Below are 23,819 nucleotides of genomic sequence, written 5' to 3' on the forward strand. Positions count from 1 at the left end.
GGCTTTTCTCGCCGCGTAAGATCGCCAGTGCCCTGCGCACCACGAGCGAAGAGATCGCTCGGACCGCAGGGCTCGGGAAGGACGCGATCCAGCGGCAGGATCGCATTCGCTCGGACAAGACGCAGCGGCGTCTTCGGGAAATGACCGAGGTCGTCAACAAGGTCGAGCCTCGGTTTGGCTCCGCTCTGATGGCCTATGCCTGGTATCGCTCCGAACCGTTGCCCGGCTTCTCAGGCTTCACAGCGATGCAGCTCGTCCGCGACGGCCGTGCTGACGAGGTTCTCGACTATATCGATGCCGTCGATGCCGGCGTTCACGCCTGACTGAGCCGATGGAGTTTCGAGGAACACTCTACCGGGCGCTCAACCCGATCTATGCGCGCGAGCCGATGTCGGGACGCGGCGCGGAACTCTATGGAGGTCGCTTCAACCGAAAGGGAACGCCGGCACTCTACACAGCGCTGTCGATCGTCACGGCGTTGCGCGAAGCCAATCAGGCCGGCGCCCTGCAGCCGACGACGCTCGTCTCCTATGACGCGGTCTTCGAACGCATCTTCGATACGCGGGACGATATTGCGCTGCGCACTGAAGGCATGGACGATGCGGGCCTGGCGGATCCCACATGGCGCGATCAGATGAAAACGGCCGGAGAGGCGAAGACACAAGCCTTCGCCGGTCGGCTCGTCGCTGCCGGCTATCATGGATTGATCGTGAGAAGCTTCGCACCCGGCGCGACCCGAGACGATGCCAATCTAGTCCTTTGGACGTGGAGCAATGCGGCGCCTTGCCGGCTGACGCTAATCGACGACGAAGGTCGCCTGTCGCGATAGGATCGGTGTCGACCGACCACTACACATCGACATGAAACTGGCCAGCTGGAGACCGCCGCCCTTTTGGTTTTTCACCCATATCGTCATTCAAGAAATCTTGCCTCTTAAGCTCTTGAAACGAATCGAACCGCCGACCCGTCTCTTTTCTAAGCCGGCCAACCTCTTGCTCTGAAATGTCCGGTATGGGGCCGTCTGCGGACTGTGCGGTTCTGGAAATGACGCTGGAAAAGCCGTCTTCAACTGGTCGAGGAGTTTCGCGCGACATCGCGAACAACGGCTCGACTAGATGATCGACCCCCAGCGGCCTCCTTCTTTTAGTGGTTGGCGAGGTGATCCCAGCGACCAACGACCAGCAGTATGGATACGGCATCGCATCTGTGTTGGCCCCGTCTTCTGCTCAGCCCGCTCCGGGAGCGATGCTTTTGGCATCAAGAGTGATCAATCCCGCAACAAGGAACGCTGCGACGGTGGCGAACAGAAAAGCTGCGACGAAGATGCCGGTTGCTCTTATCGCGCTGATGTCCAAGTCGTGCATGAACCAGCGGATTTGGGCCTGCGCATACCAGAGCATGGTAGCCGCAATCGTGAGAAAACCAGCAAGGACTCCCTCCTGCTGAGGCATACTGAAGAAATCGAACCCCAGCACCAGTACAAAGGCGAAGGGCGCGGCGACATAACACTGGCTGAAGAAGGGCGGGCGGAGTGAATTTCGGGTGATCCTGACCGTCTTCGCTCGCAGAAGGGTCACCGCCATGCACAGTGGGTAGATCCCGAAAATGACTCCTCGCGCAATCAGGAGGTTGGATCCGGAGCCAAGTTCCCTGGCGGCCTCCGTGGGATCATATATCGATGGCAGGGCGCCTGAGAGCCCCTGCGACAGCAGCAGAGTGATCAGCAGGAACAGCGGTGGACTCAAAGTCTCCTCGTACTGGTCTTCCGGCTTGTCGGCGAGTTCCATGTCAGCGTAGCTCATCATTCTGAGCGGCTTGACAACCGAGCGCCACATCGTGACGGGATAGAACACCAGCCACGACACCAGCTCGTAGAGTAATTCTTCGAGCGACTTCAGCAGTTTCATGAAGTCCAAGTGCCAGTCCTTCCCGTCCGATGCGCACCTTGGTATAGATCCTCTTACCAGCGCCAGGGTCCGAGGTCACTGCGCCAGCACCAATGCCTCCAGTTGTAATCGTTGAAAACTTCGCACCTGTCGCGAAAGGTAAGGATCCTTGCCGCCCTTGTCGTCTCGGGGCTAGTCTTCGGCGCTGCGCATCTGCCAACGACTGGCATCGGGCACAGTCTCTGATCGGGATCGGCTTCGCCCGCGTGATCTGACACTCGCCTACATCGTCTCGAAAACTCTTTGAGTCTCGGCGAGTGCCCACATTCTCAACGACTGGACGGGGTTCATCCTTCTGCTCGACTTCGGCTATGTGCCGATCAACTCAGTGGAGTGAGCCCCGATGGTTGGTCAAAGACCGGATATTAAACCACAGTTCTTCGCGCCGCAACATTCGAACGAAAGTAGGTAGCACGCGACTTGTAGCGACATCTCTCATGAGAATGGTCTTGCTGTCACCCTTAGGCGGCGTTGCCAAGAAGCACATGCGCGGGAACGGGAACGGCCAGTTGTTCGAAGCTTGGTTTTGCTAGGAGATATCCCTGTACGAGGGATACCCCGAGGTCGCTCAGGACCGACAATTCTCCTGCTGTCTCGACACCTTCACACAGCGGCATAATCTGCAGATCATCCAGCATATTCAGCGTATGCTTGACGATGGTGCGCCTGACTGGATCCAAGTCGATCCCTCGGATTAGAGCCATGTCCAGCTTGACGATGTCAGGCTGGAACTGCGTGAGAAGCCCTAAACCGGAATGGCCCGCCCCAAAATCGTCGATTGCAGTTTTGAATCCCATGTCACGATAGGTTCTCAGGATATGTAGGACATGTTTTGCGTCGAGCTGCTCGTCTTCGGTGAACTCGAAGATAATTCGGTCGAGCGGAAAGCCGGTCTTCATTGCAGTTGCAAGGGTTAACCGTATACATGCCCGAGGCTCATAGACAGCGTTCGGCATAAAGTTGATCGATAACCTGACCTGGTCATTACTGTCGTAAAGTTGAGAGGCAAGTTCAATCGCCTTCACTCGACATTGCTGATCAAAGGCATAGCGATTGTCGGATTGGACCTGCGAAAGGACAGAAGCTGCTCCTTCCCCGTTCGGACCACGTACCAACGCCTCGTGGGCGAAGATTTTTCCGGTTCGCATATCCACGATAGGCTGGAATGCCATCGAAAAGGGAAGCTGAAATGCCGCTCCATCACGGCAGGCGTTACATTGCGTCGACATCGTTAAGCGGTCTCCGTTGCTTGGAGACCCTACAGGCAAGCCATTAAGCATCGGTTCCTATTAGTGATTTTATCCGAAGTTCGTAAATGAGATTCACCCCAGAATCTGGCTTGATGCGAGTGACAATCAATTGTCGCTTATGTCCCTCAGATCGTAGCTCTTGAAGGTATGAGCACCGGGACCGCGGAATTAGGCTTCATAAATCTATACCCTTCTGGCTGCGACACGACCTAACCCGCGAACCGGTTTGTGGTCTATTGATAGGACCGGCAGTTTCCAGGACTTGTACCGCCGTGACAAATGTCCGAGAAGAGGGCGCAAAGCGGCCATAGCCATATGTTTATTTCGCCTTGATGAGATTCGAACCGCGGGCCACCTCGGCCGGCGAGCCGACGCGGAAGGGGAAACAAGTAGTTGCCCGAGTTCGGCATATCGGCATCTTGCCTCCGGTACGCTAATCGCATACCATGGACGTGACGAGAAGAAGGCTTCTACGATGACGACGGTTGAGAAGATTACCATTGCACTGACGCCTGAGATGGCGGGATTTGTGCGAAGCGCGGTCGATGCTGGCGAATATGCGTCGACTAGCGAAGCAATCCGCGACGCCGTGCGTGAGTGGAAGGAAAGACGGGATTTGCTTGGCTATACAGTCGAGGAACTGCGAGCGCTTGTTCATGAAGGCATCGACAGCGGTCCGAGTTCGCGGTCCACGATGGCAGAGGTGAAAGCTGCCGCGCGCCATCGCTTTGAATCTTCACAACGCGAAAGCTAACTGTGCTTTCGATTGTCCGCACGGATCGTGCCGATGAGGACCTGATCGAAATCTGGTCCTACATTGCCGTTGAAAACACAGTCGCAGCTGATCGAGTTCTCGATGCGATTGAGGCGCGCTGGCAGCATCTCGCACGACACCCGTACTCGGGAGTGGCGCGCGACGACATTGCCCCGGGTATTCGGCATCTGGTCTCAGGCGAGTATCTAACTCTTTACCGGCTCACCGGCGGCGCAGTCGAAATCATCCGCGTGCTGCACGGGCGCCGGAAGATTTCCTCCCAGGTCGTTGTTTAAGCGGTGGCCTGTCAGCGTGGCTACGAGCACGAAACCACCAAAACGACATCGCAAGCGTGGCATAACGCTTTTATGGAACTGTGAGAGGTAGTTTCGATTAAGGCCACGGTGACTAACTTTGTTCATCATTATTGCCGCTTAGCTCGATTGCCTCGAGAATTGCCGCCTGCACCGATTTATCCTGTGTGGCCACAGCAGCAGCCAGTTTTAACAAGCGGTCGCGGGCCTGGTGGAGCTGATCGACCAAGGAGACTACGATCGGGAGAGTATCTGCGTTGACCTCCAAATCATAATGCAGGGTGCAGATCAGCCGGATACGTGCGTATTCCATCTCTGAAAACACCAAATCTCCACCATCCTCCTGGGGCGAGATCAATGCCTCCCGGATCCACGCGTCGAGATCGTTTCGCTGAAGATCACCTATCTGCTCGACAATTTCATCAACGCGCATCATTTCAGCATCTCCTTGCGCGGCTCATCCACGTTTCTTGGCTGCCAACTCTCCAGAAATGCTGCCAACTCGGGCTCCTCGCCGGCAGGCAGAACGACTTTGAGGGTAATGAGCTGATGCCCGCGATTACCGGACTTGCGGTTGAAAACTCCCTTGTCACGCAGTCGCAGCGTCTGACCGGTGTTTGCGCCTTTTGGAATCTTCATCGAGACCGGGCCATTGATCGTCGGCACGGTGATTCGGGCGCCAAGTGTCGCTTCTTTTAGCGTGACGGGCACCTCTACATGGATATTGTCATCCTTGCGATGGAAGAAAGGGTGCGGTTCGATATGCAATTCAACAAAGGCGTCACCTGCTGGCCCGCCGCCAAAGCCGGGCATGCCTTGGCCTTTCAGCCGCAACATCTGCCGGTCGGCTGCGCCCTCCGGGATCGACACACTCAGCGTATTTCCTTCGGGCAATGTGATGGTGCGAACGGCGCCATTGGCTGCGTTCATGAAGCTAACCGGCAGTACATAACTCACATCCTGCCCTCGTGCCCGGAATGTGCCTTGTGCCCGCTGCGCGCCCTCGCCAAAAGCGCGCGCCAGAAAATCCTCCAGATCATCATTGCTTGCAAAGCCATCCTGCGCTGCGTGGGAGCCGCGGTGTGATCCATCGGCGAAATCGCGGTAGTAGCGCTGCTGGGGCTTTTCCGCTCCACTGGCATCTATCTCGCCTGCATCGAACCGCCGACGCTTCTCCTTGTCCTTGAGTAGGTCGTTTGCCGCCGAGATCGCCTTGAATCTCTCCTCAGCCGTCTTGTCGTCCGGATGCAGATCAGGGTGAAACTTGCGTGCTAGTTTCTTAAACGCGTCCCTGATTTCCTTGTCGGTCGCGGTACGAGCTACACCGAGTGTCTCATAAGGGTCATTCATGCAGTGATCCCACCTCATCCGCCTCTTGAAATCATTCAGCATGGCTTGGGGCGCGAAAGACACGCCGCTTACTCATGCGTCTTTCTACGCTGTGATCCGGCGCCCTCTGCACCTTCGACCTGCACCAGTACGGTTACGAATTATCTGCAGCAGATGCTGAGCGTGGTGTAAGCTGTCTCCAATGTTGCCAGCCGCGGTGGGTAACCATTAACCTGGTTGTCATCACACGTCATCGGCACGCCGCTAAGCCCACCATCCCGTAGTATATTGCGGGCTTCCAGATTTCATCGGCCCCTAGTCGATTCGAATCTTGATTGATCGAACCGTCAAGAGGGAATTCTATCCTTGAGCTACTTTCAGCCTAGCCACCAGAGGTTCTACCGACACACACCAGAATTGCCAATGACGAGGCGATGAATGCTCTAGCGAAGTTGGAGCGAACGCGCGCAAGCCTGACAGAACGGCGTGTGCGGGACGACATCAAGCCGTTCATCACTTATCGCGCGCCCGCACTTGACGCATAAACCGAAGGCGCCCTCTTTCATCCGATCAAGGGCGGCTTCTATGGCAAAAAGCTCCTTTTGCCCGGTCTCTCCCAGCTCCTCCAGCACTTCGTCGTTGTTGCGTTCTACGGCACGATCATCGTCATCTCGGTTCGGAGGCTGTTGAAAATCATCCTCAATCTTTTCAAGACGTGTTCGCAGCTGTTGCTGTCGGTGGACGAGGATCTGCCTTTACTTGGCTTCGCGCTGCTCCAGATGCTTGGAGGAAGATCTCGACATGGTGGCCCCTCGAACTCAGATGGTTGACGCTCGAATTTACTTCTCGTCGGGCGCCACTGGCATTGATCATGATCAAAAGGGTGGCTCGGTACAGCGTATCTTCCGGCGCGGGCGGGAATCGCGAAATAATCCTGAAGCGCATTGACCAATGATCGCGATGAGCGGCTTTCGCCTTCGCCACCTGGCAAAACCGCCATCGATGACGACGGCACGGCAGGTAGTTGGCGTTAGTCGCGCGCGATGGCCCTCCATAGGCAATGACGTCGCCACCCCATGAACCGAGGGACGGCGCGGTGCAGAAGAGTTCACTATCTCATATAGCGCCGGAACTGGCTAAGCGAGAAGACGAACAGAGCCACTCCGATGATGAGCATCGCCACGAGCTGCGGCCAAACTACATCGAGTCCTGCCCCCCGAAAGAGAACGGACTGCGCTAACATGACAAAATGCGTGTTAGGCGCAGCAAGCATGATGATCTGGATGACCTCCGGCATGCTTTCGCGAGGAGTGACGCCGCCAGACAGCAGTTGCAACGGCATCAGCACCATCATCAGCAATAGTCCGAATTGCGGCATTGAGCCGGCTATGGTGGCAAGGAAGATGCCGAGGCAGGTCATGGCGAAGATGTCGAGCGCGGCGCCGGCGAGAAACAGGATTATCGAGCCGTTGACCGGCACGGCAAGCAAACCTTCAACCACAAACACAAGGGAAAAAGTGGCGGCCGTCAAAACCACAAAGCTCATCGCCAAGACCTTGCTTACCATGATCTCCAACGCGGTCACCGGCATTACCAGGAGGTGCTCGATGGTGCCGTGCTCTCGTTCGCGGATGAGCGCAGCGCCAGTCAGCACGATCGACAGCATGGTGATCGAGGTGATGACGTCGCTGATCGCGCCGAACCATCCCTTGTTGAGCTCGGGGTTGAACCGGGCGCGCAGATCGAGGGCGACCGGCAGAACGGTTTGCGCACGATGGCCGGCTAGAAATTCGTTGACCTCGCCAGAGACAATCGATTGCACATATCCCCCGCCGGTGAAGGCTTGCGACATGCGTGTCGCATCTATGTTGAGCTGGAGGGTCGGCGCGCGGCCGGCGAGGAGATCGCGCTGAAAATTCGGCGGAATGTCGAGAGCGAACGTGTCGAGGCCGGCATCCATGCGGCTGTCCATTTCCTCAAGTGAAATGAGCGACGGCGCCAGGAAGTGGGGAGGATAAAAGGCGCTGGCGATACGCGCAGATACGGCCGAGCGGTCCTCGTCAACGATGGCGATCGGCGCCCGGTTGAGCGTTTCCGGCATCGCCTTGGAGGCGGTGTAGATCGCAGCCGTGAAAGCGTAGACAATCAGCACCAGAAGCATCGGGTCGCGCAATAGGCCGCGCAGTTCCTTTATGCCGAAATGGAGGATGTTCGCCGCCCGCATCAGCGTGCCTGCTTTCTAAGGAACGCCGCGCCGAGGCCGATGAGGACCGGAATGGCGATCAGCAAGGGTACGAAGGCGCCCGACAGGTCAGAAAAGCCTAGCGCCTTGGAGAAGGTGCCGCGCGCGATGGTGACGAAATAGGTCGTCGGGTAGATATGGCCGATCATGGCGCCGAAACCCTGAAGGGAGGATACCGGATCGATGAGACCGGAATACTGCGAGGCTGGGATCATGGTGACGAGCGCGGTGCCGAAGATCGCCGCGATCTGGCTGTTCAGAAATGTGGAGAGGACGAGCCCCATGGCGGTTGCCACGATGACGTAGAGAAACGCCGCCGCCGCAAGAGTTGCGAAACTACCGGTGAAGGGCACCGCGAACACAACGACGGCGAAGGCCGTCAGCAGCAGGAAATTCAGCATCGCCACGGCCACATAGGGGATCTGCTTGCCGATGAGGAATTCCAGGCGCGTCACCGGCGTAACGTAGAAATTGACGATCGATCCCAGTTCCTTCTCGCGCACCACGCTCAGCACCGCCAGCATGGACGGGATCATCAGCAGCAGCATCGGGATGACGGCCGGCACCATGGCGTCGAGGCTGCGCACGTCCGGATTGTAGCGATAGCGGACCTCGAACTGGAAATCGCCTTGCGCGGCTTCCTTGCCGTAGATCTCGCGCGCCTTCTGCGCCAGCCAGGCCATGTGCATGCCTTCGACATAGCCGCGAACGGTCTCAGCCCGCGTCGGCATTGCGCCGTCGATCCAGGCGCCGATGGCAACAGTGCGGCCGCGCGTCAGGTCACGCCCGAAACCCGGCGGGATTTCCAGCGCAAGGCTGATCTCGCCGCTCTCCATGCGCCGGTCCATATCGGTGTAACTGGTGAGCGGCGGCTTTTCGGTGAAAAAGCGCGAACCCGAAAGCTGGAGCCCGTAATCCCGGCTGATAGCGGTATCGTCGTGGTCGAGGATGGCGAAGGAGAGATCTTCTACATCCATGTTGATGCCGTAGCCGATCACGAACATTAGAATGAGGCTGCCAACCGTGGCGAGCGTCGCGCGGATCGGGTCACGCAAGAGTTCGAGCGTTTCGCGCCGGGTATAGGCGAACATGCGACGGAAGTCGAAGAGGCGGGATCGGGCGCGCGGGGTTTCGTCGTGCAAGGGTGGCGGCGCCGATGCGGAGACGGTGGCTCCCTGCGCCGCCGTGGCGTCCTCCAGATAGCCCACGAAGGCCGCCTCCAGCGTATCGGCGGCGCGGCTGGCGAGGATCGCCGCCGGCGTGTCAGTGACGAGAACCTTTCCCGCATGCATCAGCGAAATGCGGTCGCAGCGCTCGGCCTCGTTCATGAAATGGGTCGATACGAAGATCGTGACGCCTTGACGCCGTGACAGGTCGATGAGGACACGCCAGAAACCGTCGCGGGCGACGGGATCGACGCCCGACGTGGGCTCGTCAAGGATCAGGATGTCGGGTGAATGGATTGTTGCGACGGCGAGCGACAGCCGCTGGCGGATGCCGAGCGGCAGAGCGCCGGGCAGCGCATCCATGTAGCCGGCAAGCTCGAACTGCCCTGCCGTCTCTTCGACCCGTACCGGAATTGTTTTCTCGGCAAGGCCGAAAAGGCGGGCGTGCAGTTCGAGATTCTGGCGGACCGTGAGTTCCGAATAGAGGGAGAAGCCTTGCGACATGTAGCCGACGCGCCGTCGGGTCGTGAGGTCGCGCGGATCGATATCCCGGCCGAACAGCCTTGCCTGGCCGCCGGTCGCCTCCAGAAGGCCGGTCAGCATCTTCATGGTGGTGGTCTTGCCGCAGCCGTTCGAGCCGAGGAAGCCGAAAATCTCGCCCCGCGCGATGCGGAAGCTCACGTCGTCCACCGCCGTGAAATCGCCGAAGCGCATGCTCAGGTGATCCGCCTCGATGGCGCTCTCCTCGGCGTTGGCAGCCGGGCGCGGCGGGATGACAACCTTGCGGTAGCCCTCGCGTTTTGCTGGCGGCAACAGGGCGATAAAGGCGGCGTTAAGGTCAGCGGTGCCCGTGCGCTGGAGAAGCTCGGCCGGCGCGCCGCTGGCGAGTATCCGCCCGCCATCCATGGCGACCAACCAGTCGAAGCGCGCCGCCTCCTCCATATAGGTCGTGGCGACAATGACGCTCATGCCTTCCCGGCTGCGCCGGATTCGTTCGATCAACTGCCAGAATTGTCTGCGGGCCAGCGGATCGACGCCGGTCGTTGGCTCGTCGAGGATCAGCAGGTCGGGATCGTGGATCAGGGCACAGCAGAGGCCGAGTTTCTGCTTCATGCCACCCGAGAGCTTGGCGGCGGGCCGGTCGGCGAAAGGCGCGAGCCCGGTAGCGTTCAGGAGCTCGGCTATGCGGCGCTCCCGCTCCTGCCGGCCATGACCGAAAAGTCGGCCGAAGAAGTCGATATTGGCGAACACGGAGAGCGTCGGATAGAGGTTACGCCCGAGACCCTGTGGCATGTAGGCGACGCGCGGATAGAGGCCCTGCCGGTGTACGGACCGCGCCATGTCACCGCCGAGAACCTCGATGCGCCCTTGCTGGACCGCCCGCGCGCCCGCGACCAGCGAGAGCAGGCTGGACTTGCCGACGCCGTCCGGCCCGATCAGCCCCACCACGCACCCGGCCGGTATCTCCAGCGTCACGGTATCAAGAGCACGAGTCCTGCCGTAGGAGAGGCTGATGTTTTCCAGACGGGCCACGCGGGGCTGCACCGGCGTGTTCATCGTCATTGCAGGGTTTCCTGCAAGGCCAGGGGCCATTGGGTCTCAGAATCGATGCGGATGTAGGCTACGCCAGGAAGCCCAGTCTTCACCTGTTGGATATATTTGCGCAGCAGTTCCGGCGCGATCTTCGCCTTGATCCGGAACATCAGCTTTTGGCGCTCCTCCTCGGTTTCGACGGTCTTCGGGGTGAACTGCGCCACATCGGCGACGAACGTCGCCTTGGCCGGGATGACATATTGGGGCGCGGCATCGAGAACGAGCCGGACTTCCGTGCCGATCGCGACGCGGCCGGCCTCGGCCGTTGGCAGGAAAAACGTCATGGAGACATCGCCGAGATCGACGAGGTTGAGCACCCGGCCGCCACTGCCCAACACTTCGCCCGGCTGGGCCACGCGATATTGCACGCGCCCGTCGCGCGGCGCGCGCAGCGTCCCGTCGTCGATCTCCGTGTCGATGGCCTCGATCGCGGCGCGCGCCGCATCGACGGCGGCTTCCGCATCCACGACGAGCGCCCTCGCCGCATTGATCGCGGCTGCGCTTGCCGCAAGCTGCGCCTGGGCGGCGGCGACCGCGGCGGCGGCGCTGCGCTCGGCCGCGCGGCCATTGTCGAGGATCTGCTGCGAAATCGTGTTGCTAGCGGCAAGCTGTTCCGAGCGCGCTAATGTGCGCTGCGCTACATCGTGCTCGGCCTCGCGCTGCGTTATGACGGCTGCCGCCGCCGATTTCTCGGCCTCGCGTTGGACGATCAGCATTTTGGCGGTGTCCACGCCGATCGACGCGCGCTGCAATTGCGCCTCTGCCTGCCGGCGCCGGGCCTCTAGTTCTGCAGTATCCATGTGGGCAAGGATGTCGCCAGCCTTCACAAGATCGCCTTCGTCGACGAGGATGTTCCTGATCCGCCCTGGCGACTTCACCGAGACATCGATTTCCACGGCCTCAATGCGACCATTGCCGCGCGCCAGGCCCTCAGGCAAAGCGGGAACGCGGGATTGCTGCCAAGCATAAAGTCCGCCGGCGGTAAGCGCAGCGAGCGAGAAGATGCCGAGTAGAATGCGCTTGCCGACCATCATGGCGAGACCGGACAGCTCAACGGCCCTAGCGCCAGTTTTTCGTCGTTGCCGCGTTCTTGTGATGGTGCCATCGCTGCTTGCCCCGCACGTGCAATCTCACCAAAATCAAAATCAGTCTTTAGCCGCGGGGGCCTTGATCCGCGTCAATGCAGCAGGCGTTCAAGGAGCGTCTGCTCTGCTGGCTCGACCCATCGGGCCTGTGCCCCTGCAAAGGCCGACGAAAGGGTCCGCTACGATGCCCCATCCTGCCGGCACCTCCCCTTCTTGAGACCAATGCCGGGAGGCCGGAAACGATTATGCAAACTTCAAGGAGATAAACATGGCCGACGACCCTACAAAACTGCCTGTTACACAATCCACGGGGCCAAATAACGTTGCCGAACGGAAGTCCCTCGGGAGCCTCCGCCGCGATATAGATCGGCTTTTTGAGGACTTTCACCCTTTCGACTGGCGACTGCCCTCCCGGATTCTCGGCTTCGAGTTGCCGCGCATCTCGCGCGACGAATGGCAGGTCCTTCCCGCCATGGACCTGACCGAGAAGGAGGACGCTTACGAAATTACCGCCGAACTTCCCGGTCTTGATGAGAAGAACGTCGAGATCACGCTTTCGAATCATACGCTTACGCTCAAAGGAGAAAAACACGAGGAGAAGGAAGAAAAGCAGAAGGGGCACTATCTGTCCGAGCGCCGTTACGGAGCTTTCCAGCGTAATTTTCGGCTGCCCGATGGTGTCGACGCGGACAACATCGACGCCGCCTTCGCTAAGGGCGTGCTGACCGTGCGTCTTCCCAAGACCGCTGAGGCGAAGAAGGCGGAAAAGACGATCGCAATCAAGGCTGCGTGACTTTTGCCGGTCGGCGGCAGTGCGCCACCTGGCGCACTGCTCACCCCCGTAGAGGATTATATTGGAGTGTTAAAATGAGTAGCACATCGTCTACCAACTTCACGCACGCCGCACAGCAGGCCCAGCAATGGGTAAACGAACTCGCAGAAGAGCTGGATTGGCCGCAACCGCGCGCGTATCACCTTCTGAGATGCGTCCTACATACCCTTCGCGATTGGCTGTCTCACGAGGAGATGACGGATCTATCCGCGCAACTGCCTGTGCTGGTGCGGGGAATATACTTTGAAAACTGGAAGCATCTTGAGACGCCCGTTTGGGACCGAAAGAAGGAGGATTTCATTGCGCGCGTAGAGGACGCCTTTTCGGGTGACATGCTTCACGATCCCGATACCGCGGTACGCGCAGTTTTCCGCCTGCTCGATAGGCACATTTCCCATGGCGAGATCGTGCAGGTCAGGGACTCAATGAAGAAGTCGTTGCGCGATCTGTGGCCAGCTGATTGACGCCACTTCCCGAAATCCCCAAAAGCGCGGCGAATCCGTGAGAAATCGTCCAGCGTGATGGTACAGGCGAGCGCCCGCATTCAGGTCACTGATTCGGGACCGCAGCAGTTACCTCATCGCCGCGCCGGCTTCTTTGAGCATATCGCGCACCGCAAGGTCTATTGCCCGCGCGGTGGCTTCGGTAAAGCCCCTCGGATGAAGGCGGGCACCATCTCCCAGCCACTGCTGTTTTTCCTCTTCTAGCAAGACGAAGCCGATTGATGCGGTCACGCCGAAGCCGGTACGCCTTGGCGCGCAATATCGGTCGCCTTGGCCACAATCGTCGGCTTCACCCGTCAAACGTCGCGGTAGACCACCTTCTGGGCAGTGCGTCCTGCCATGATCACGATCAACCGCTCCCTCATCGCGGTATCAGGAAGCGGTCATCGCGTCGCCGCTTACGGGGATACTCGAGAGCGCAAATTGTACGTGAAATGATGGAAATCTTGTGGACCGAGTCGGTCTTTGACAGGGACGCCGCGACCAAGATATGGCCCATTTCCATGATAGGTGACGCGCTCACTCTCTTGCGGGCAGAGCAGGCGGCCATGTCGTTCCGCACCGACAACCATGCGCTCTACCGCTTCTGTGAAATCGTCGGGGGGCACTTCGTTCTCGAGCCTTGCCTCGGTTTGGCGCTCGACATAGACCTTGGCCTTGCCGATAAAATCAGGCCCCCCATCCCCTGCCGCTCGGCAAAGCCCAAGGAATGTTGGCATTGAAACTGTTGCTGTCGATCCAGCATTCGGGTCGACGCGGACGGAAACGAACAGGCTACGGCCGTCCTGCGGCTCTTTGAAACGGCCCTGCATCGTCGTCTCGGTGATCGTGGCCGAGGCCGCCTTGCCTTGCTCCAACATTTGCATCAGTTCGGTATGGGAAAGCGGGGCAACGTCGCGCCACGCCATCCAAGTCTGGAATACGTTGAAGATCACGAGCGCCAGACGGAAGTTACCCGATGCCAGAGGTGTGTTTCGGTCCCTGTCTCGTCACCTGATAGAGTTCGTATCGACTGCTTTCCTTCATATCACAAGAGTTGTATCGTTGACCTTAATCAAACCGATCTTCCGATGGCGCCCGTGGGGTGCGCCGGGATAGGTGTGAATTATGCCCGCGCGCGATCTACCGGGTCTTCAGGGGCGTTTCCTGCAGGCGATCTTTTCACGCCGCTTCGAAGGAGGTGCCGGGTACGCGCTGGCGCTTGCCTCAGTGGCAACGGTGTATAGCGCCCGATTGCTGCTGCAGGATGTGCTCGGCGACACCGCGACCTTTATCGTTTTTATCCCTGTGATCCTTGTCACCGCTATTGCGGGTGGCATGGGACCGGGCCTGCTTGCGCTCGCCCTTTCGTTGGCCGGAGCAATCTATATTGCGGGCACCGACGGAGCGGTGGGACTTCAGGTCGCGATCTTTGCTCTGGTCGGCGCCGCAATCATCTGGATGGGTGAGATGTTGCACCACGCCCGACGCGCCCTCGACAGAGCCGAAACAGTGCTCAAGTCACGCGAGGCGCATTTGCGCTCTATTCTCGATACGGTTCCCGATGCGACGGTAGTGATCGACAATGAGGGACGGATCACATCGTTCAGTGCCGCCGCTGTCCGACAGTTTGGCTACTCGGAAGCGGAGATCGTTGGCAGCAATGTTCATGTCCTTATGCCGGAGCCGTATCATCATGAGCACGACGGCTATATCCAACGTTATATATCGACAGGCGAGAAAAGAATTATCGGTGTCGATCGCGTGGTTGTCGGACGTCGAAGGGACGGATCGACTTTTCCTATGAAGCTCTCCGTGGGGGAGGTACAGTCAGTAACGGGTCGATATTTTACGGGGTTCATTCGTGATCTGACAGAACGTCAGGAATCTGAAGCACGCCTACAGGAAACTCAGGATGAACTGGCTCGAATGTCACGTCTCAACGAACTTGGGGAAATGGCCTCGACGCTGGCGCACGAGCTTAATCAACCACTCGCAGCGATTGCGAACTACGCGCAAGGCTGCGTCCGGCTGCTGAAAGAAGTGGATAGTGGGCCGGCGGCAAAGATGCGAGATGCTCTCGAGGAGACGGTAAGTCAATCGCTGCGCGCCGGCGGCATTATCCGCCACCTTCGGGAGTTTGTAACCCGCGGCGAGACTGAAAAAGCCCCCGAGAACCTCCGCCTACTGATAGAGGAGGCCGCCGCCCTTGCACTCGTCGGATCGCGAGAACAAGGAGTGCGAGCTATCTTCGAGTTCGCCACAGACGGACAACTGATTCTGGTCGACAAAGTGCAGATTCAACAGGTTTTGATCAATCTGATGCGGAATGCCATGGAGGCCATGCGTGAGAGCGAACGACGGGAATTAACTGTCCGCGCCAACAATGGTGACCTTGGGTACATAGTGATCGAGGTGTCGGATACCGGACCTGGCATTGCGGACGAAATCGCAGCTCGGCTGTTCCAGCCCTTCGTCACGAGCAAGGCAAATGGAATGGGTATCGGCCTTTCTATCTCCAAACGCATAATCGAGGCGCATACAGGAGAGATGTCAGCCAGAAGCAATGAGAATGGAGGGGCAACATTCAGGTTCTCATTGCCCGTAGCTAAGGTAGAACCAGCCCATGCACATTGATAGCTATGTGGTTCACGTCGTCGATGACGAGGAGCCGGTTCGCAAGTCGCTAGCATTCCTTCTCACCATGTCAGGGTTTACTCTGCGTGTACACGAATCGGCGACCCACTTTCTCGACGCCGCTCCGACCGTTGTGAAAGGCTGTCTCGTCACAGACCTGCGAATGCCGGACATGAGCGGCATAGATTTACTGGAGCGGCTAAGGATGATGGGAGCTACGATTCCTGCGATTGTCATCACCGGACATGGCGACGTGCCGATGGCGGTGGCGGCAATGAAGGCTGGAGCAATTGATTTTATCGAAAAACCTTTCGAGGACGAAATACTGATCGAAGCCATCAAACGAGCGGCAAGCCAGCTTGATAACGCTGTTGAGATGTCCACCGACGTAGAGTCACTACGGGCACGGCTCGACAGCCTTTCGGGGCGTGAATGCCAGGTCCTGACAGCAATCGTGGCTGGCCTTGCTAATAAGACCATCGCCTTTGAACTTGCCATCAGTCAACGCACCGTGGAAGTCCATCGCGCCAACGTCATGAGCAAAATGCAGGCGAGGAGCCTTCCGGAACTCGTCCGCATGGCGATTGCTCTGGAGGCCGTCGAGCGCCGCCGCTAGCCATCTTCCAGCACGCTACGTAGTTTCCCTTACGGACATGACCGAATTTCGCGAGGGCCAAATTTGCGCGAATGATCTCCCATCGACATCGGGAGACGATCATGGCCCATCTTGAAGAAAAGCGGATGCCGTTCGGCCAGCACGGGATATTCTGCCCGGAGTTGACGCGGGTGTCGGCCAGAACGAGTGGCATGCCCTCGACCTTTTTCCCCGCCGGTGCTGAGATTTACGCACAGGGCGACACAAAAGGTGGCCTCTACCAGGTAGAATTCGGCGCGGTTCGCATCTACCGCCTTCTCGCCGACGGCCGACGACAGATCTCCGCCTTCCACCTGGCCGGTGAGATTTTCGGCTTGCAGGACGGTTCTACCCATCACTTCTTCGCGGAGGCGATCTGCGCCACAGCAATCCGGGTGATGCGCACCACCTCGCTCGATGGCGATCTCGCCGGAGAACTTCTGCCCGTGGCACTGCGCAGCCTGGTGCGGGCGCAGGAGCATTTGCTCGTCCTCGGACGCCAGAATGCGATCGAGCGTGTGGCCGCGTTTCTGATCGACATATGCGACCGCCAGGGCGGTTTACGGCAAATCGAGCTTCCCATGTCGCGCGCCGATATCGGCGATTATCTCGGTCTCAGTATCGAGACCGTTTCGCGTGTGTTTTCCCGGCTTCGCCAGAAGGGCGTCATCCGCCTGCCGAGCCTCCGCAGCGTCGAAATCGTCAAGCCGCAAGCACTGGAAGATCTGGTCGCTTAGAGCCGGCGTTAAACACCACAGTTCCCGTCCGGGTTTCAACCGGACGATTGACGCTCAAATGGAAAGCCCCAGGTCCAGTCGTTGAACCAGCGGGGCGGATACGCAAGGAAAACCTCAATGATTTTGCCGAATGGTGCAACGGTCGCAGTCGTCGATGGGCGATCGATGCTGCTCTTTCAGAATATCGGTCACGACCCGGAGATCGATCTTTCACCCATGCAGCATCCTCGAATGGAGGAGAGCCATGCAGGTTCTGGCGGACGCCACCGCAGCAGCACCGCCAATCCCGACGCGGCACGGCTGGCTGAAGACGATTTCGCCGCCACGGTGAGCGACGCCCTCAACCGCGCCGTGCTCGCCGGCGAAATTGTACGGCTTCTTATCATCGCGGATGCGCGAACGCTCGGCGAAATGCGCCGTCATTTTCACAAGAGCCTGCAGGACAAGCTGCTGGGCGAAATTTCAAAGGATATGACGGAGCATTCGAAGAAAGACATTGAGGCTGCTATCCGGGCCGCCTGATTGCTTGAAGACATCGATCCATGTGGGAACCAGTTTCAACCGCTCCTTTCAACAAAGACCTCGAACTGGCGGTCATCGATCGTGACGGCACTCACGCTCTCATCTTTCCCTGCCGCCGCACGCTTGTTGGGTGGATCAAATCAAGCACACGGGAACTCGTCGAGGTTTACCCCACCCACTGGCGCTCATGGAGCGACGACACCGTATTCAATGAGAGGTGATGAATGTGGGGCCAAGCGGAGAAAATGGCTCACGGTCGCAAACCAAGGGCCCTTAAACATGCCCTACTTTGACGCGGGTCAACGCTTGCCGGTCCAAAGAGGCCGAGAGTGATCTGGCACAAGGCGGGAATGGTGCCCGCCAGAAGAACGAGGTGAACGTCATGAATGACAGCACATTGAGACAGGATATCCTGGACGAACTCGACTTCGAACCCAGCATCGACGCGGCCGATATCGGCGTGGCGGTGGAAGACGGCATCGTCACTCTGACCGGGCATGTCCCGACCTATGCCCAGAAGCTCACGGTCGAGGACGTCGTCCACAGGGTCAAGGGTGTGAAAGGCATCGCGCAGGAAATCGAAGTCAGACCCTTTGGCACCAACCGAACGGCCGATGACGAAATTGCCAAGCGGGCCGTCAATTCTATCGGCTGGAACACGTCGATCCCCGACAACGCTGTGCAGGTCAAGGTCCAGAAGGGCTGGGTAACTCTCACCGGCAAGGTTGAATGGCAGTATCAGAAGGTAGCGGCCGCAAATGCGGTGCGAGACCTCTCCGGCGTCGTGGGAGTAGCCAACCAGATCGAAATCAAGCAGCACGCCTCGGCATTCGATGTCAAGAAGCGCATCGAAGACGCACTGAAACGCAACGCGGAAACCGAAGCACACGCGATCAAGGTCAACATCCTCGATGGCGGCAAGGTGCGTCTCGAAGGCCGGGTGCATGCTTGGTCCGAACGGCGCGCAGCAGAACAGGCAGCGTGGTCCGCACCCGGAGTGCACATGGTCGACGACCGCATCTCGGTCGGCTGATGCGGGTCAGTCCGGAACGCTAATACAGCACCGTGTGGGGCGGAGACACCAGTTTTCCGCCCCACACCTGTTGCACGCATCTATTTGATGGAGATATCCTATGAAGGCGATGGTGCTCAAAAGATCTCGATCGCGTCTGGTCCTGGTCGAACGGCCCGCCCCCGTCCCGGGACCAGGCGAGATAAGGCTTAGAGTAGAGGCCTGCGCGGTGTGCCGCACGGATCTCCACGTCGTCGACGGCGAGCTGGAACATCCGAAACTGCCCCTTGTGCCGGGACACGAGATCGTCGGCATCGTTGAAGCTGTCGGGCTCGGGGTCGATGCCACGCGCATCGGCCGGCGCGTTGGCGTGCCGTGGCTCGGACACACCTGCGGTACCTGCCCCTATTGCCGGTCCGATGCCGAGAATCTTTGCGACGCGCCCCTGTTCACTGGCTACACGCGCGACGGCGGGTTCGCCACGCATGCGGTCGCGGATGCCGACTTCGCTTTCGATCTCGACCCCAATGCCGATCCAGTGGCGCTGGCACCCTTGCTATGCGCCGGGCTGATCGGCTGGCGAGCGCTGAGGAAAGCGGGCGACGGAAAGCGTATCGGGCTCTACGGCTTCGGCTCGGCTGCCCATATCATCGCGCAGGTCTGCGCCTGGCAGGGCCGCGAAGTCTATGCCTTTACCCGGTCGGGAGATCTGGATGCGCAACGCTTTGCACTGAGCCTTGGCGCCGCATGGGCAGGCGGATCGGAGGAAGCGCCGCCCGTTCCGCTCGACGCCGCCATTATCTTCGCACCCATAGGCGAACTCGTGCCGGCCGCGTTGCGCGCCGTCCGCAAGGCCGGCCGTGTCGTTTGCGGCGGCATTCACATGAGCGACATCCCGTCCATGCCCTATGCGGTCCTCTGGGGGGAACGGGAGCTTGTCTCGGTCGCCAACCTGACGCGGCAGGATGCGGCGACGTTTTTTCCCGCCGCGCGTGCCGCCGGTGTACGAACGCACACGACGATCTATCCCCTCGCCTCAGCGAACGAAGCCCTCGCCGACCTCAGGGCCGGCCGTCTCAACGGTGCGGCGGTGCTGGTGCCGTAAGGCGCCTGCCGGTCAGACGGCGCGGACGCCGAGCGCGCGCATTTTCGCAAGCCACTTTTGGCGCGTGGCGTCGCTTGCGCCTTCCACCATGCCGAACAGCGTCTCCCGAACCGGGCTGATGCCGACGAAGTTCAGGATATTGCGGCGCATGCCGGCGATGCCGTGGCCGAGATACCAGAGCCGGTAGAAAAATGCCGGCATTCCCATGGTCACGGCCACCCGGGCGGACCGGCCCTTGAGCAAGGCCCCAGCGAAGCCGCCCTTGCCCACCTCGGGATAGGCGAAGGCCACGCCGGGGCGCATGACCTGTTCCAGAAAGGCTTTCAGCAGCGCCGGCATTGTCCCCAGCCACAGTGGAAAGATAAGGACGATGTGCTCAGCGTCTTTGATGGCATGCACCGCATCTTCCAGCGTCAGCGGCAGAGGCCGCTTTTCGAAGTCCTCCATCGTGCGAAGAAGGGGGAAATCGAGCGTCGCGATATCGATCAGCCGGACCTCGTGCCCGGCGGAACGGGCGCCGTCGGCATAGCTGGCGGCAAGCGCCCTGCACAGCCGTTTCGGTTCAGGGTCGGGATGGCCGATGATGATGAGGATACGGCGCGGCATGGCGATCTCCTGATGAAACACCATCAAACGCATTTGCACCGTCACCGCCTTGATGCGGGTCAAACGGGATGCTTTCCTCGCCCACGGCGGCGCTCGCGCGCGAAGAACCAGTGCTTGGCCGCTTCAGAGGCGGCTAGATAGGCCAGCGTGATCGCGATCAGTCCGGCGACGACTGGAAGCGGGAGTGGGACGAAGCCGAACCAGTCCGCGCCCGGCAGAAAGGGGATGACGATGGCGAAGGTGGCGACAGCCAGGGTCAGCCAAGAAAGGAGCGCGCTCGGGCGGCTCCGCCAGAAGGGCTTGCGAGTTCGCACGACGAGCACGATTGCAAGCTCGGTGATCAGGGATTCGACGAACCACCCGGTCTGGAAGACCTGCTCGGTCGCCCCGGCGACGAGGAGAAGAAAGGCGAAGGTGACGAAATCGAAGACCGAGCTGACCAGCCCGAACGTCACCATGAAGCGGCGGACGAAGGCTATATCCCACCGCCGCGGCGTATGGACCTGGTCGGGATCGACATTGTCGGTGGCAATCGCCAGCGAGGGCACGTCGGACAGGAAATTGTTGAGCAGGATCTGCGGCGCGAGCAACGGCAGGAAGGGCAAGGCCAGCGAGGCGAAGGCCATCGAGATCATATTGCCGAAATTCGCACTGGTGGTGATGGAGATGTATTTCATCGTGTTGGCGAAGGTTTTCCGGCCATCATCGACCCCGCGCAGCAACACGCCGAGGTCGCGCTCCAGAAGGATCATGTCTGCTGCCTCCCGCGCCACATCCACCGCCCCGTCCACGGAGATGCCGACATCGGCCTCGTGAAGCGCCGGTGCATCGTTGATGCCATCGCCGAGATAGCCGACGACATGGCCGTGCCTGCGCAGCGCCGCGATGATGCGTTCCTTCTGGTTCGGGTCGATCTCGGCGAAGATGTCGTTCTGCGTGACGCGGCGCACCAGCGCCTCCTTCGTCAGTTGGCTCACTTCCGTCCCCGTGAGGATGCGGCGATGCGGCAGGCCGACGGCTTGCGCGAGATGGGCGGCGACATAGCGGTTGTCGCCGGTGATGACCTTCACCCTGATGCCGCGGGCAGTCATTGCCTTGAGTGTTTGGGCCATGCCCGCCTTGGGCGGATCGAGGAAGAGCAGGAAGCCGGAGAAGGCAAGTCCGGCCTCGTCCTGCCGACCATACGCATCCTGCGGTTTTGAACGACGCACGGCCAGCCCCAAGACGCGGTAGCCCTGCCCGCTCCACGCCTGCACCCTCCCATCGATCGCCGCGGTCTGCTGTGCATCCATCGGCATCGGCGCGCCGTCATCGCCAAGGACATGGGTACAGGCAGCGACCACGGCCTGTACCGCGCCCTTGCAGATCATCAGATCCTCCGGCCCGCCCGCACGGCGGACCACCACCGTGAGCCGCTTGCGAATGAAGTCGTAGGGGATTTCGTCCACCTTGGCGTAGGCGGCGAGGTCATCCTCCGGCCGCTTGCCGGCAGCGATGGCCTCGTCGAGCGGGTTTGCCATGCCGACCTGCAGCGTCGCGTTGAGCAATGCCCAGTGCCGCACCTGCGGGGCTTCAACGCCCGAGACATCGAGGCAGGCATCGAGACGGATGACGCCCTCGGTCAGCGTGCCGGTTTTGTCGGTGCATAGGAGGTCCATGCTGCCGAGGTTCTCGATCGCATCGAGGCGGCGCACGATGACCCCGTTCGCAGCCATGGCACGGGCGCCGCGCGCCAGCGTAACGCTGATGATCGCCGGCAGCAACTCTGGCGTCAGTCCCACGGCAAGCGCCAACGAAAACAGCAGCGAATCCACTGCTGGGCGATGCAATAGAAGATTTGCAAAGAAGACGAGGATGACGATGACCAGCATGATCTCCGTCATGAGATAGCCAAAGCGACGGATCCCCCGCGCGAAATCGGTTTCCGGCGCGACATGGCCAACGGTCGCGGCGATCGCGGCGAACTCCGTCGTCCCGCCCGTTTTCACGACCGCCATCGTCGCCGTGCCGCTGCGCACGGAGGTGCCGGTAAAGGCCATGTTCGTCCGCTGGCCGATGAGGGCTTCCGGCCCGCAAATGCCTGCCGTCTTTACGACGGGGAAGGTCTCCCCGGTCAGCGCCGCCTCGCTGACATTGAGGTCGCGCGTCTCCAGCAGGATGCCGTCGGCCGGGACGAGGTTTCCCGCCGAAAGCCGGACGATGTCTCCCGGCACGATTTCCTCGACGGGGAGCAAGGTTTCGCGCCCGTCGCGGAGCACGAGAGCCTTGCGAGCAATACGGGCGGTGAGCGCCTGCGTGGCCCGTGATGCGCCGTATTCCTGCGTGAAGGAGAGAAAGCAGCTCGCCAGCACGATGGCACCAATGATAACAGCTTCGCTTCCCTCGCCGACAATCCCCGATACGATGGCTGCGAAGACGAGAATGAGAACCAGCGGACTACGGAATTGCCGAGCGAACGCCGCCCTCGCGGAATCGCCACGCCCCTGCTGGATCGCATTGGCCCCGACGTCTTTGAGGCGCACCGTCGCCGCCTCATTGGAAAGCCCATTCGCGCCGGTACCTAGCCCAGCAAGAAGCTTATCGACGGGGATCGACCAATAGGCCGACGCTGCATCCACGACCTGTGGCGAGGACGTTTCAGGCTGCATATGCATGTCTCCGGTCCGCCCGTTCTAGGATCTATCAGCTCGACATGAAGCGGTTGAGCCGGATTTCATCGAGTAGCGAACGGGTCATGCCGCCGAAGGCCCATTCCCTCAGCCTGCTGTGCCCATAGGCGCCGGAGACCACGAGATCCGCGTCGTGCCTGTCGATCAGTTCGATCAAGCTTTCAGTTTCGCGGCCGCTTTCCAGGATCTCACTGTGCGCGGTCACACCGTGACGGGCCAGGAAAGAGACCACGTCATTTATGCTCTCGCGCATCCATTCGTCGATGGCCGGGGCGACAGTGGCAACTATGACATCACCGGCCGCCTGCAAGAGCGGCATAGAATCGGCGACCGCGCGGCGTGCCTCGCGCGTGTCCTTCCATGCAACGACGATCTTGCGGCCAACACGGTACTCCGTATCGCTCCCGACGACCAGGAGAGGCCGCCCCAGTTGCAGCACGGCGCTGCCCGGATCGACCCGGCGAGCCGTATCCTTCGTCGCCGCGCCGTCGGCAGCCCCGGTGACGACGATGTCGGCAATCCTCGCCGCTTGGGCCAGCGCATAGGTCGGCCTTTCCTGCGCGACGCGCCAGTCGGTCGCGACAGCACCGGCAACCAGCGCCTCAAACTCCTTGTGCAGGTCCTTGAAACGGCGCTCGTCGTCGTCGCGCATCTGCCGCCACACCTCCGCCGCCAGCTCCGCACCTTCCGGCCCCGTGACCGGAAGATAGGCATCGGCGGCGCAGAAGCCGGTCAACCTGGCGTTCCAACGTTGAGCCAGCTCGCTTGCCGCCTTCACGATCGGAACGATCGGCCCTTCGATATCAAGATTAACAAGAATGGATTTGTAGCTCACTGGACTGTCCTCCGTCCTGCCTGCCCATTTGTTGAGAAGATAGTCGTTTGGGTGGGAGGCACCTTGACG

General features: G+C 60.1%; 25 protein-coding genes. 13 read left to right on the forward strand and 12 right to left on the reverse strand.

Translation table 11 applies throughout. From position 1 onward, the window contains the following. The coding region (locus ACOZKU_RS07355; protein WP_421578307.1) for an antitoxin Xre/MbcA/ParS toxin-binding domain-containing protein at positions 1–323 on the forward strand (323 nt) is incomplete at its 5' end. A gap of 8 nt (positions 324–331) precedes the next feature. Continuing rightward, the gene (locus tag ACOZKU_RS07360) at positions 332–829 is read left to right on the forward strand and encodes an RES family NAD+ phosphorylase (protein ID WP_421578308.1); all 498 of its coding nucleotides are present in this window, start codon (positions 332–334) and stop codon (positions 827–829) included. Between the two features lie 397 nt (positions 830–1,226). Here the strand turns inward: ACOZKU_RS07360 and ACOZKU_RS07365 are convergent, their stop codons facing one another. Both ACOZKU_RS07365 and ACOZKU_RS07370 read right to left on the reverse strand, forming a co-directional pair. Continuing rightward, positions 1,227–1,916, reverse strand: a complete 690-nt coding sequence (locus ACOZKU_RS07365; protein ID WP_421578309.1) for a permease — start codon at positions 1,914–1,916, stop codon at positions 1,227–1,229. Positions 1,917–2,407: 491 nt separating this feature from the next. Then, complete coding sequence (locus ACOZKU_RS07370) at positions 2,408–3,175, reverse strand: EAL domain-containing protein (RefSeq protein ID WP_421578310.1); 768 nt, start codon at positions 3,173–3,175, stop codon at positions 2,408–2,410. A gap of 496 nt (positions 3,176–3,671) precedes the next feature. On the opposite strand from ACOZKU_RS07370, the gene ACOZKU_RS07375 reads away from it, so the two are divergent. Next, on the forward strand, positions 3,672–3,950 hold the full coding sequence (locus ACOZKU_RS07375; protein ID WP_421578311.1) for a type II toxin-antitoxin system ParD family antitoxin: 279 nt from the start codon (positions 3,672–3,674) through the stop codon (positions 3,948–3,950). Positions 3,951–3,952: 2 nt separating this feature from the next. Continuing rightward, positions 3,953–4,246 (forward strand): type II toxin-antitoxin system RelE/ParE family toxin, encoded by a 294-nt coding sequence (locus tag ACOZKU_RS07380; RefSeq protein WP_421578312.1) that lies wholly within the window; start codon positions 3,953–3,955, stop codon positions 4,244–4,246. A gap of 112 nt (positions 4,247–4,358) precedes the next feature. Here ACOZKU_RS07380 and ACOZKU_RS07385 read toward each other — a convergent pair whose 3' ends face one another. From ACOZKU_RS07385 to ACOZKU_RS07410, 6 genes are all read right to left on the reverse strand, one after another. Continuing rightward, entirely contained in the window at positions 4,359–4,700 is a 342-nt protein-coding gene (locus tag ACOZKU_RS07385) for a hypothetical protein (protein WP_421578313.1), read from the reverse strand. After that, on the reverse strand, positions 4,697–5,614 hold the full coding sequence (locus ACOZKU_RS07390; RefSeq protein ID WP_421578314.1) for a DnaJ C-terminal domain-containing protein: 918 nt from the start codon (positions 5,612–5,614) through the stop codon (positions 4,697–4,699). Before ACOZKU_RS07390 ends, ACOZKU_RS07385 begins: the two co-directional genes overlap by 4 nt. Before the next feature lie 422 nt (positions 5,615–6,036). Then, complete coding sequence (locus tag ACOZKU_RS07395; RefSeq protein ID WP_421578373.1) at positions 6,037–6,342, reverse strand: TraR/DksA family transcriptional regulator; 306 nt, start codon at positions 6,340–6,342, stop codon at positions 6,037–6,039. 362 nt (positions 6,343–6,704) lie between these two features. Further along, the gene (locus ACOZKU_RS07400) at positions 6,705–7,817 is read right to left on the reverse strand and encodes an ABC transporter permease (protein ID WP_421578315.1); all 1,113 of its coding nucleotides are present in this window, start codon (positions 7,815–7,817) and stop codon (positions 6,705–6,707) included. Next, positions 7,817–10,564, reverse strand: coding sequence for a ribosome-associated ATPase/putative transporter RbbA (rbbA, locus tag ACOZKU_RS07405; protein ID WP_421578316.1), 2,748 nt, complete (start codon positions 10,562–10,564; stop codon positions 7,817–7,819). Before rbbA ends, ACOZKU_RS07400 begins: the two co-directional genes overlap by 1 nt. Then, positions 10,561–11,625 carry an HlyD family secretion protein gene (locus ACOZKU_RS07410; protein WP_421578374.1) on the reverse strand — a complete coding sequence of 355 codons (1,065 nt, stop codon included), beginning with the start codon at positions 11,623–11,625 and terminating at the stop codon, positions 10,561–10,563. The genes rbbA and ACOZKU_RS07410 overlap by 4 nt, the downstream gene beginning before the upstream one ends. A gap of 322 nt (positions 11,626–11,947) precedes the next feature. Between ACOZKU_RS07410 and ACOZKU_RS07415 the strand changes: the two genes are divergently transcribed. The 3 genes from ACOZKU_RS07415 (at position 11,948) to ACOZKU_RS07425 (ending at position 13,218) form a co-directional block, all read left to right on the forward strand. Further along, positions 11,948–12,472: an Hsp20/alpha crystallin family protein gene (locus ACOZKU_RS07415; RefSeq protein ID WP_421578317.1), complete on the forward strand. Its 525-nt coding sequence runs from the start codon at positions 11,948–11,950 to the stop codon at positions 12,470–12,472. A gap of 74 nt (positions 12,473–12,546) precedes the next feature. Further along, positions 12,547–12,975 carry a DUF2267 domain-containing protein gene (locus ACOZKU_RS07420; protein ID WP_421578318.1) on the forward strand — a complete coding sequence of 143 codons (429 nt, stop codon included), beginning with the start codon at positions 12,547–12,549 and terminating at the stop codon, positions 12,973–12,975. 57 nt (positions 12,976–13,032) lie between these two features. Further along, on the forward strand, positions 13,033–13,218 hold the full coding sequence (locus ACOZKU_RS07425) for a hypothetical protein (RefSeq protein WP_421578319.1): 186 nt from the start codon (positions 13,033–13,035) through the stop codon (positions 13,216–13,218). Between the two features lie 194 nt (positions 13,219–13,412). Here ACOZKU_RS07425 and ACOZKU_RS07430 read toward each other — a convergent pair whose 3' ends face one another. Continuing rightward, the gene (locus ACOZKU_RS07430; RefSeq protein ID WP_421578320.1) at positions 13,413–13,949 is read right to left on the reverse strand and encodes a hypothetical protein; all 537 of its coding nucleotides are present in this window, start codon (positions 13,947–13,949) and stop codon (positions 13,413–13,415) included. A 172-nt stretch (positions 13,950–14,121) separates the two neighbouring features. On the opposite strand from ACOZKU_RS07430, the gene ACOZKU_RS07435 reads away from it, so the two are divergent. The 6 genes from ACOZKU_RS07435 (at position 14,122) to ACOZKU_RS07460 (ending at position 19,640) form a co-directional block, all read left to right on the forward strand. Next, entirely contained in the window at positions 14,122–15,630 is a 1,509-nt protein-coding gene (locus tag ACOZKU_RS07435) for a PAS domain S-box protein (RefSeq protein ID WP_421578321.1), read from the forward strand. Next, positions 15,626–16,246 carry a response regulator FixJ gene (gene fixJ / locus ACOZKU_RS07440; protein WP_421578375.1) on the forward strand — a complete coding sequence of 207 codons (621 nt, stop codon included), beginning with the start codon at positions 15,626–15,628 and terminating at the stop codon, positions 16,244–16,246. The genes ACOZKU_RS07435 and fixJ overlap by 5 nt, the downstream gene beginning before the upstream one ends. Positions 16,247–16,371: 125 nt before the next feature. Further along, a complete protein-coding gene (locus tag ACOZKU_RS07445) occupies positions 16,372–17,001 on the forward strand; it encodes a helix-turn-helix domain-containing protein (RefSeq protein ID WP_421578322.1) in 630 nt (209 codons plus the stop codon). A gap of 117 nt (positions 17,002–17,118) precedes the next feature. Next, positions 17,119–17,523: a host attachment family protein gene (locus ACOZKU_RS07450; RefSeq protein WP_421578323.1), complete on the forward strand. Its 405-nt coding sequence runs from the start codon at positions 17,119–17,121 to the stop codon at positions 17,521–17,523. 382 nt (positions 17,524–17,905) lie between these two features. Further along, the gene (locus tag ACOZKU_RS07455) at positions 17,906–18,556 is read left to right on the forward strand and encodes a BON domain-containing protein (protein ID WP_421578324.1); all 651 of its coding nucleotides are present in this window, start codon (positions 17,906–17,908) and stop codon (positions 18,554–18,556) included. A 100-nt stretch (positions 18,557–18,656) separates the two neighbouring features. Beyond that, entirely contained in the window at positions 18,657–19,640 is a 984-nt protein-coding gene (locus tag ACOZKU_RS07460) for a zinc-dependent alcohol dehydrogenase family protein (protein ID WP_421578325.1), read from the forward strand. Between the two features lie 12 nt (positions 19,641–19,652). Here ACOZKU_RS07460 and ACOZKU_RS07465 read toward each other — a convergent pair whose 3' ends face one another. Genes ACOZKU_RS07465 through ACOZKU_RS07475 form a run of 3 tightly spaced genes read right to left on the reverse strand, consistent with a single transcriptional unit; the run spans position 19,653 to position 23,750 of the window. After that, on the reverse strand, positions 19,653–20,246 hold the full coding sequence (locus ACOZKU_RS07465; RefSeq protein WP_421578376.1) for an NAD(P)H-dependent oxidoreductase: 594 nt from the start codon (positions 20,244–20,246) through the stop codon (positions 19,653–19,655). 59 nt (positions 20,247–20,305) lie between these two features. Continuing rightward, entirely contained in the window at positions 20,306–22,894 is a 2,589-nt protein-coding gene (gene mgtA, locus ACOZKU_RS07470; RefSeq protein WP_421578326.1) for a magnesium-translocating P-type ATPase, read from the reverse strand. Positions 22,895–22,928: 34 nt separating this feature from the next. Next, positions 22,929–23,750 carry a universal stress protein gene (locus ACOZKU_RS07475; protein ID WP_421578327.1) on the reverse strand — a complete coding sequence of 274 codons (822 nt, stop codon included), beginning with the start codon at positions 23,748–23,750 and terminating at the stop codon, positions 22,929–22,931. Positions 23,751–23,819 lie beyond the last annotated feature (69 nt).

It is taken from the genome of Shinella sp. M31, assembly GCF_049199205.1.
Lineage (GTDB): Bacteria > Pseudomonadota > Alphaproteobacteria > Rhizobiales > Rhizobiaceae > Shinella.

Coding starts and splice junctions, on each gene's coding strand:
- ACOZKU_RS07400 (WP_421578315.1), bottom strand. CDS start 7,817: ATGCGGGCGGCGAACATCCTCCATTTCGGCATAAAGGAACTGCGCGGC.
- ACOZKU_RS07460 (WP_421578325.1), top strand. CDS start 18,657: ATGAAGGCGATGGTGCTCAAAAGATCTCGATCGCGTCTGGTCCTGGTC.
- ACOZKU_RS07455 (WP_421578324.1), top strand. CDS start 17,906: ATGAATGACAGCACATTGAGACAGGATATCCTGGACGAACTCGACTTC.
- ACOZKU_RS07420 (WP_421578318.1), top strand. CDS start 12,547: ATGAGTAGCACATCGTCTACCAACTTCACGCACGCCGCACAGCAGGCC.
- ACOZKU_RS07465 (WP_421578376.1), bottom strand. CDS start 20,246: ATGCCGCGCCGTATCCTCATCATCATCGGCCATCCCGACCCTGAACCG.
- ACOZKU_RS07385 (WP_421578313.1), bottom strand. CDS start 4,700: ATGATGCGCGTTGATGAAATTGTCGAGCAGATAGGTGATCTTCAGCGA.
- mgtA (WP_421578326.1), bottom strand. CDS start 22,894: ATGCAGCCTGAAACGTCCTCGCCACAGGTCGTGGATGCAGCGTCGGCC.
- ACOZKU_RS07375 (WP_421578311.1), top strand. CDS start 3,672: ATGACGACGGTTGAGAAGATTACCATTGCACTGACGCCTGAGATGGCG.
- ACOZKU_RS07370 (WP_421578310.1), bottom strand. CDS start 3,175: ATGTCGACGCAATGTAACGCCTGCCGTGATGGAGCGGCATTTCAGCTT.
- ACOZKU_RS07415 (WP_421578317.1), top strand. CDS start 11,948: ATGGCCGACGACCCTACAAAACTGCCTGTTACACAATCCACGGGGCCA.
- ACOZKU_RS07450 (WP_421578323.1), top strand. CDS start 17,119: ATGATTTTGCCGAATGGTGCAACGGTCGCAGTCGTCGATGGGCGATCG.
- ACOZKU_RS07360 (WP_421578308.1), top strand. CDS start 332: ATGGAGTTTCGAGGAACACTCTACCGGGCGCTCAACCCGATCTATGCG.
- ACOZKU_RS07410 (WP_421578374.1), bottom strand. CDS start 11,625: ATGGTCGGCAAGCGCATTCTACTCGGCATCTTCTCGCTCGCTGCGCTT.
- ACOZKU_RS07445 (WP_421578322.1), top strand. CDS start 16,372: ATGCCGTTCGGCCAGCACGGGATATTCTGCCCGGAGTTGACGCGGGTG.
- ACOZKU_RS07435 (WP_421578321.1), top strand. CDS start 14,122: ATGCCCGCGCGCGATCTACCGGGTCTTCAGGGGCGTTTCCTGCAGGCG.
- ACOZKU_RS07425 (WP_421578319.1), top strand. CDS start 13,033: ATGGTACAGGCGAGCGCCCGCATTCAGGTCACTGATTCGGGACCGCAG.
- ACOZKU_RS07390 (WP_421578314.1), bottom strand. CDS start 5,614: ATGAATGACCCTTATGAGACACTCGGTGTAGCTCGTACCGCGACCGAC.
- rbbA (WP_421578316.1), bottom strand. CDS start 10,564: ATGACGATGAACACGCCGGTGCAGCCCCGCGTGGCCCGTCTGGAAAAC.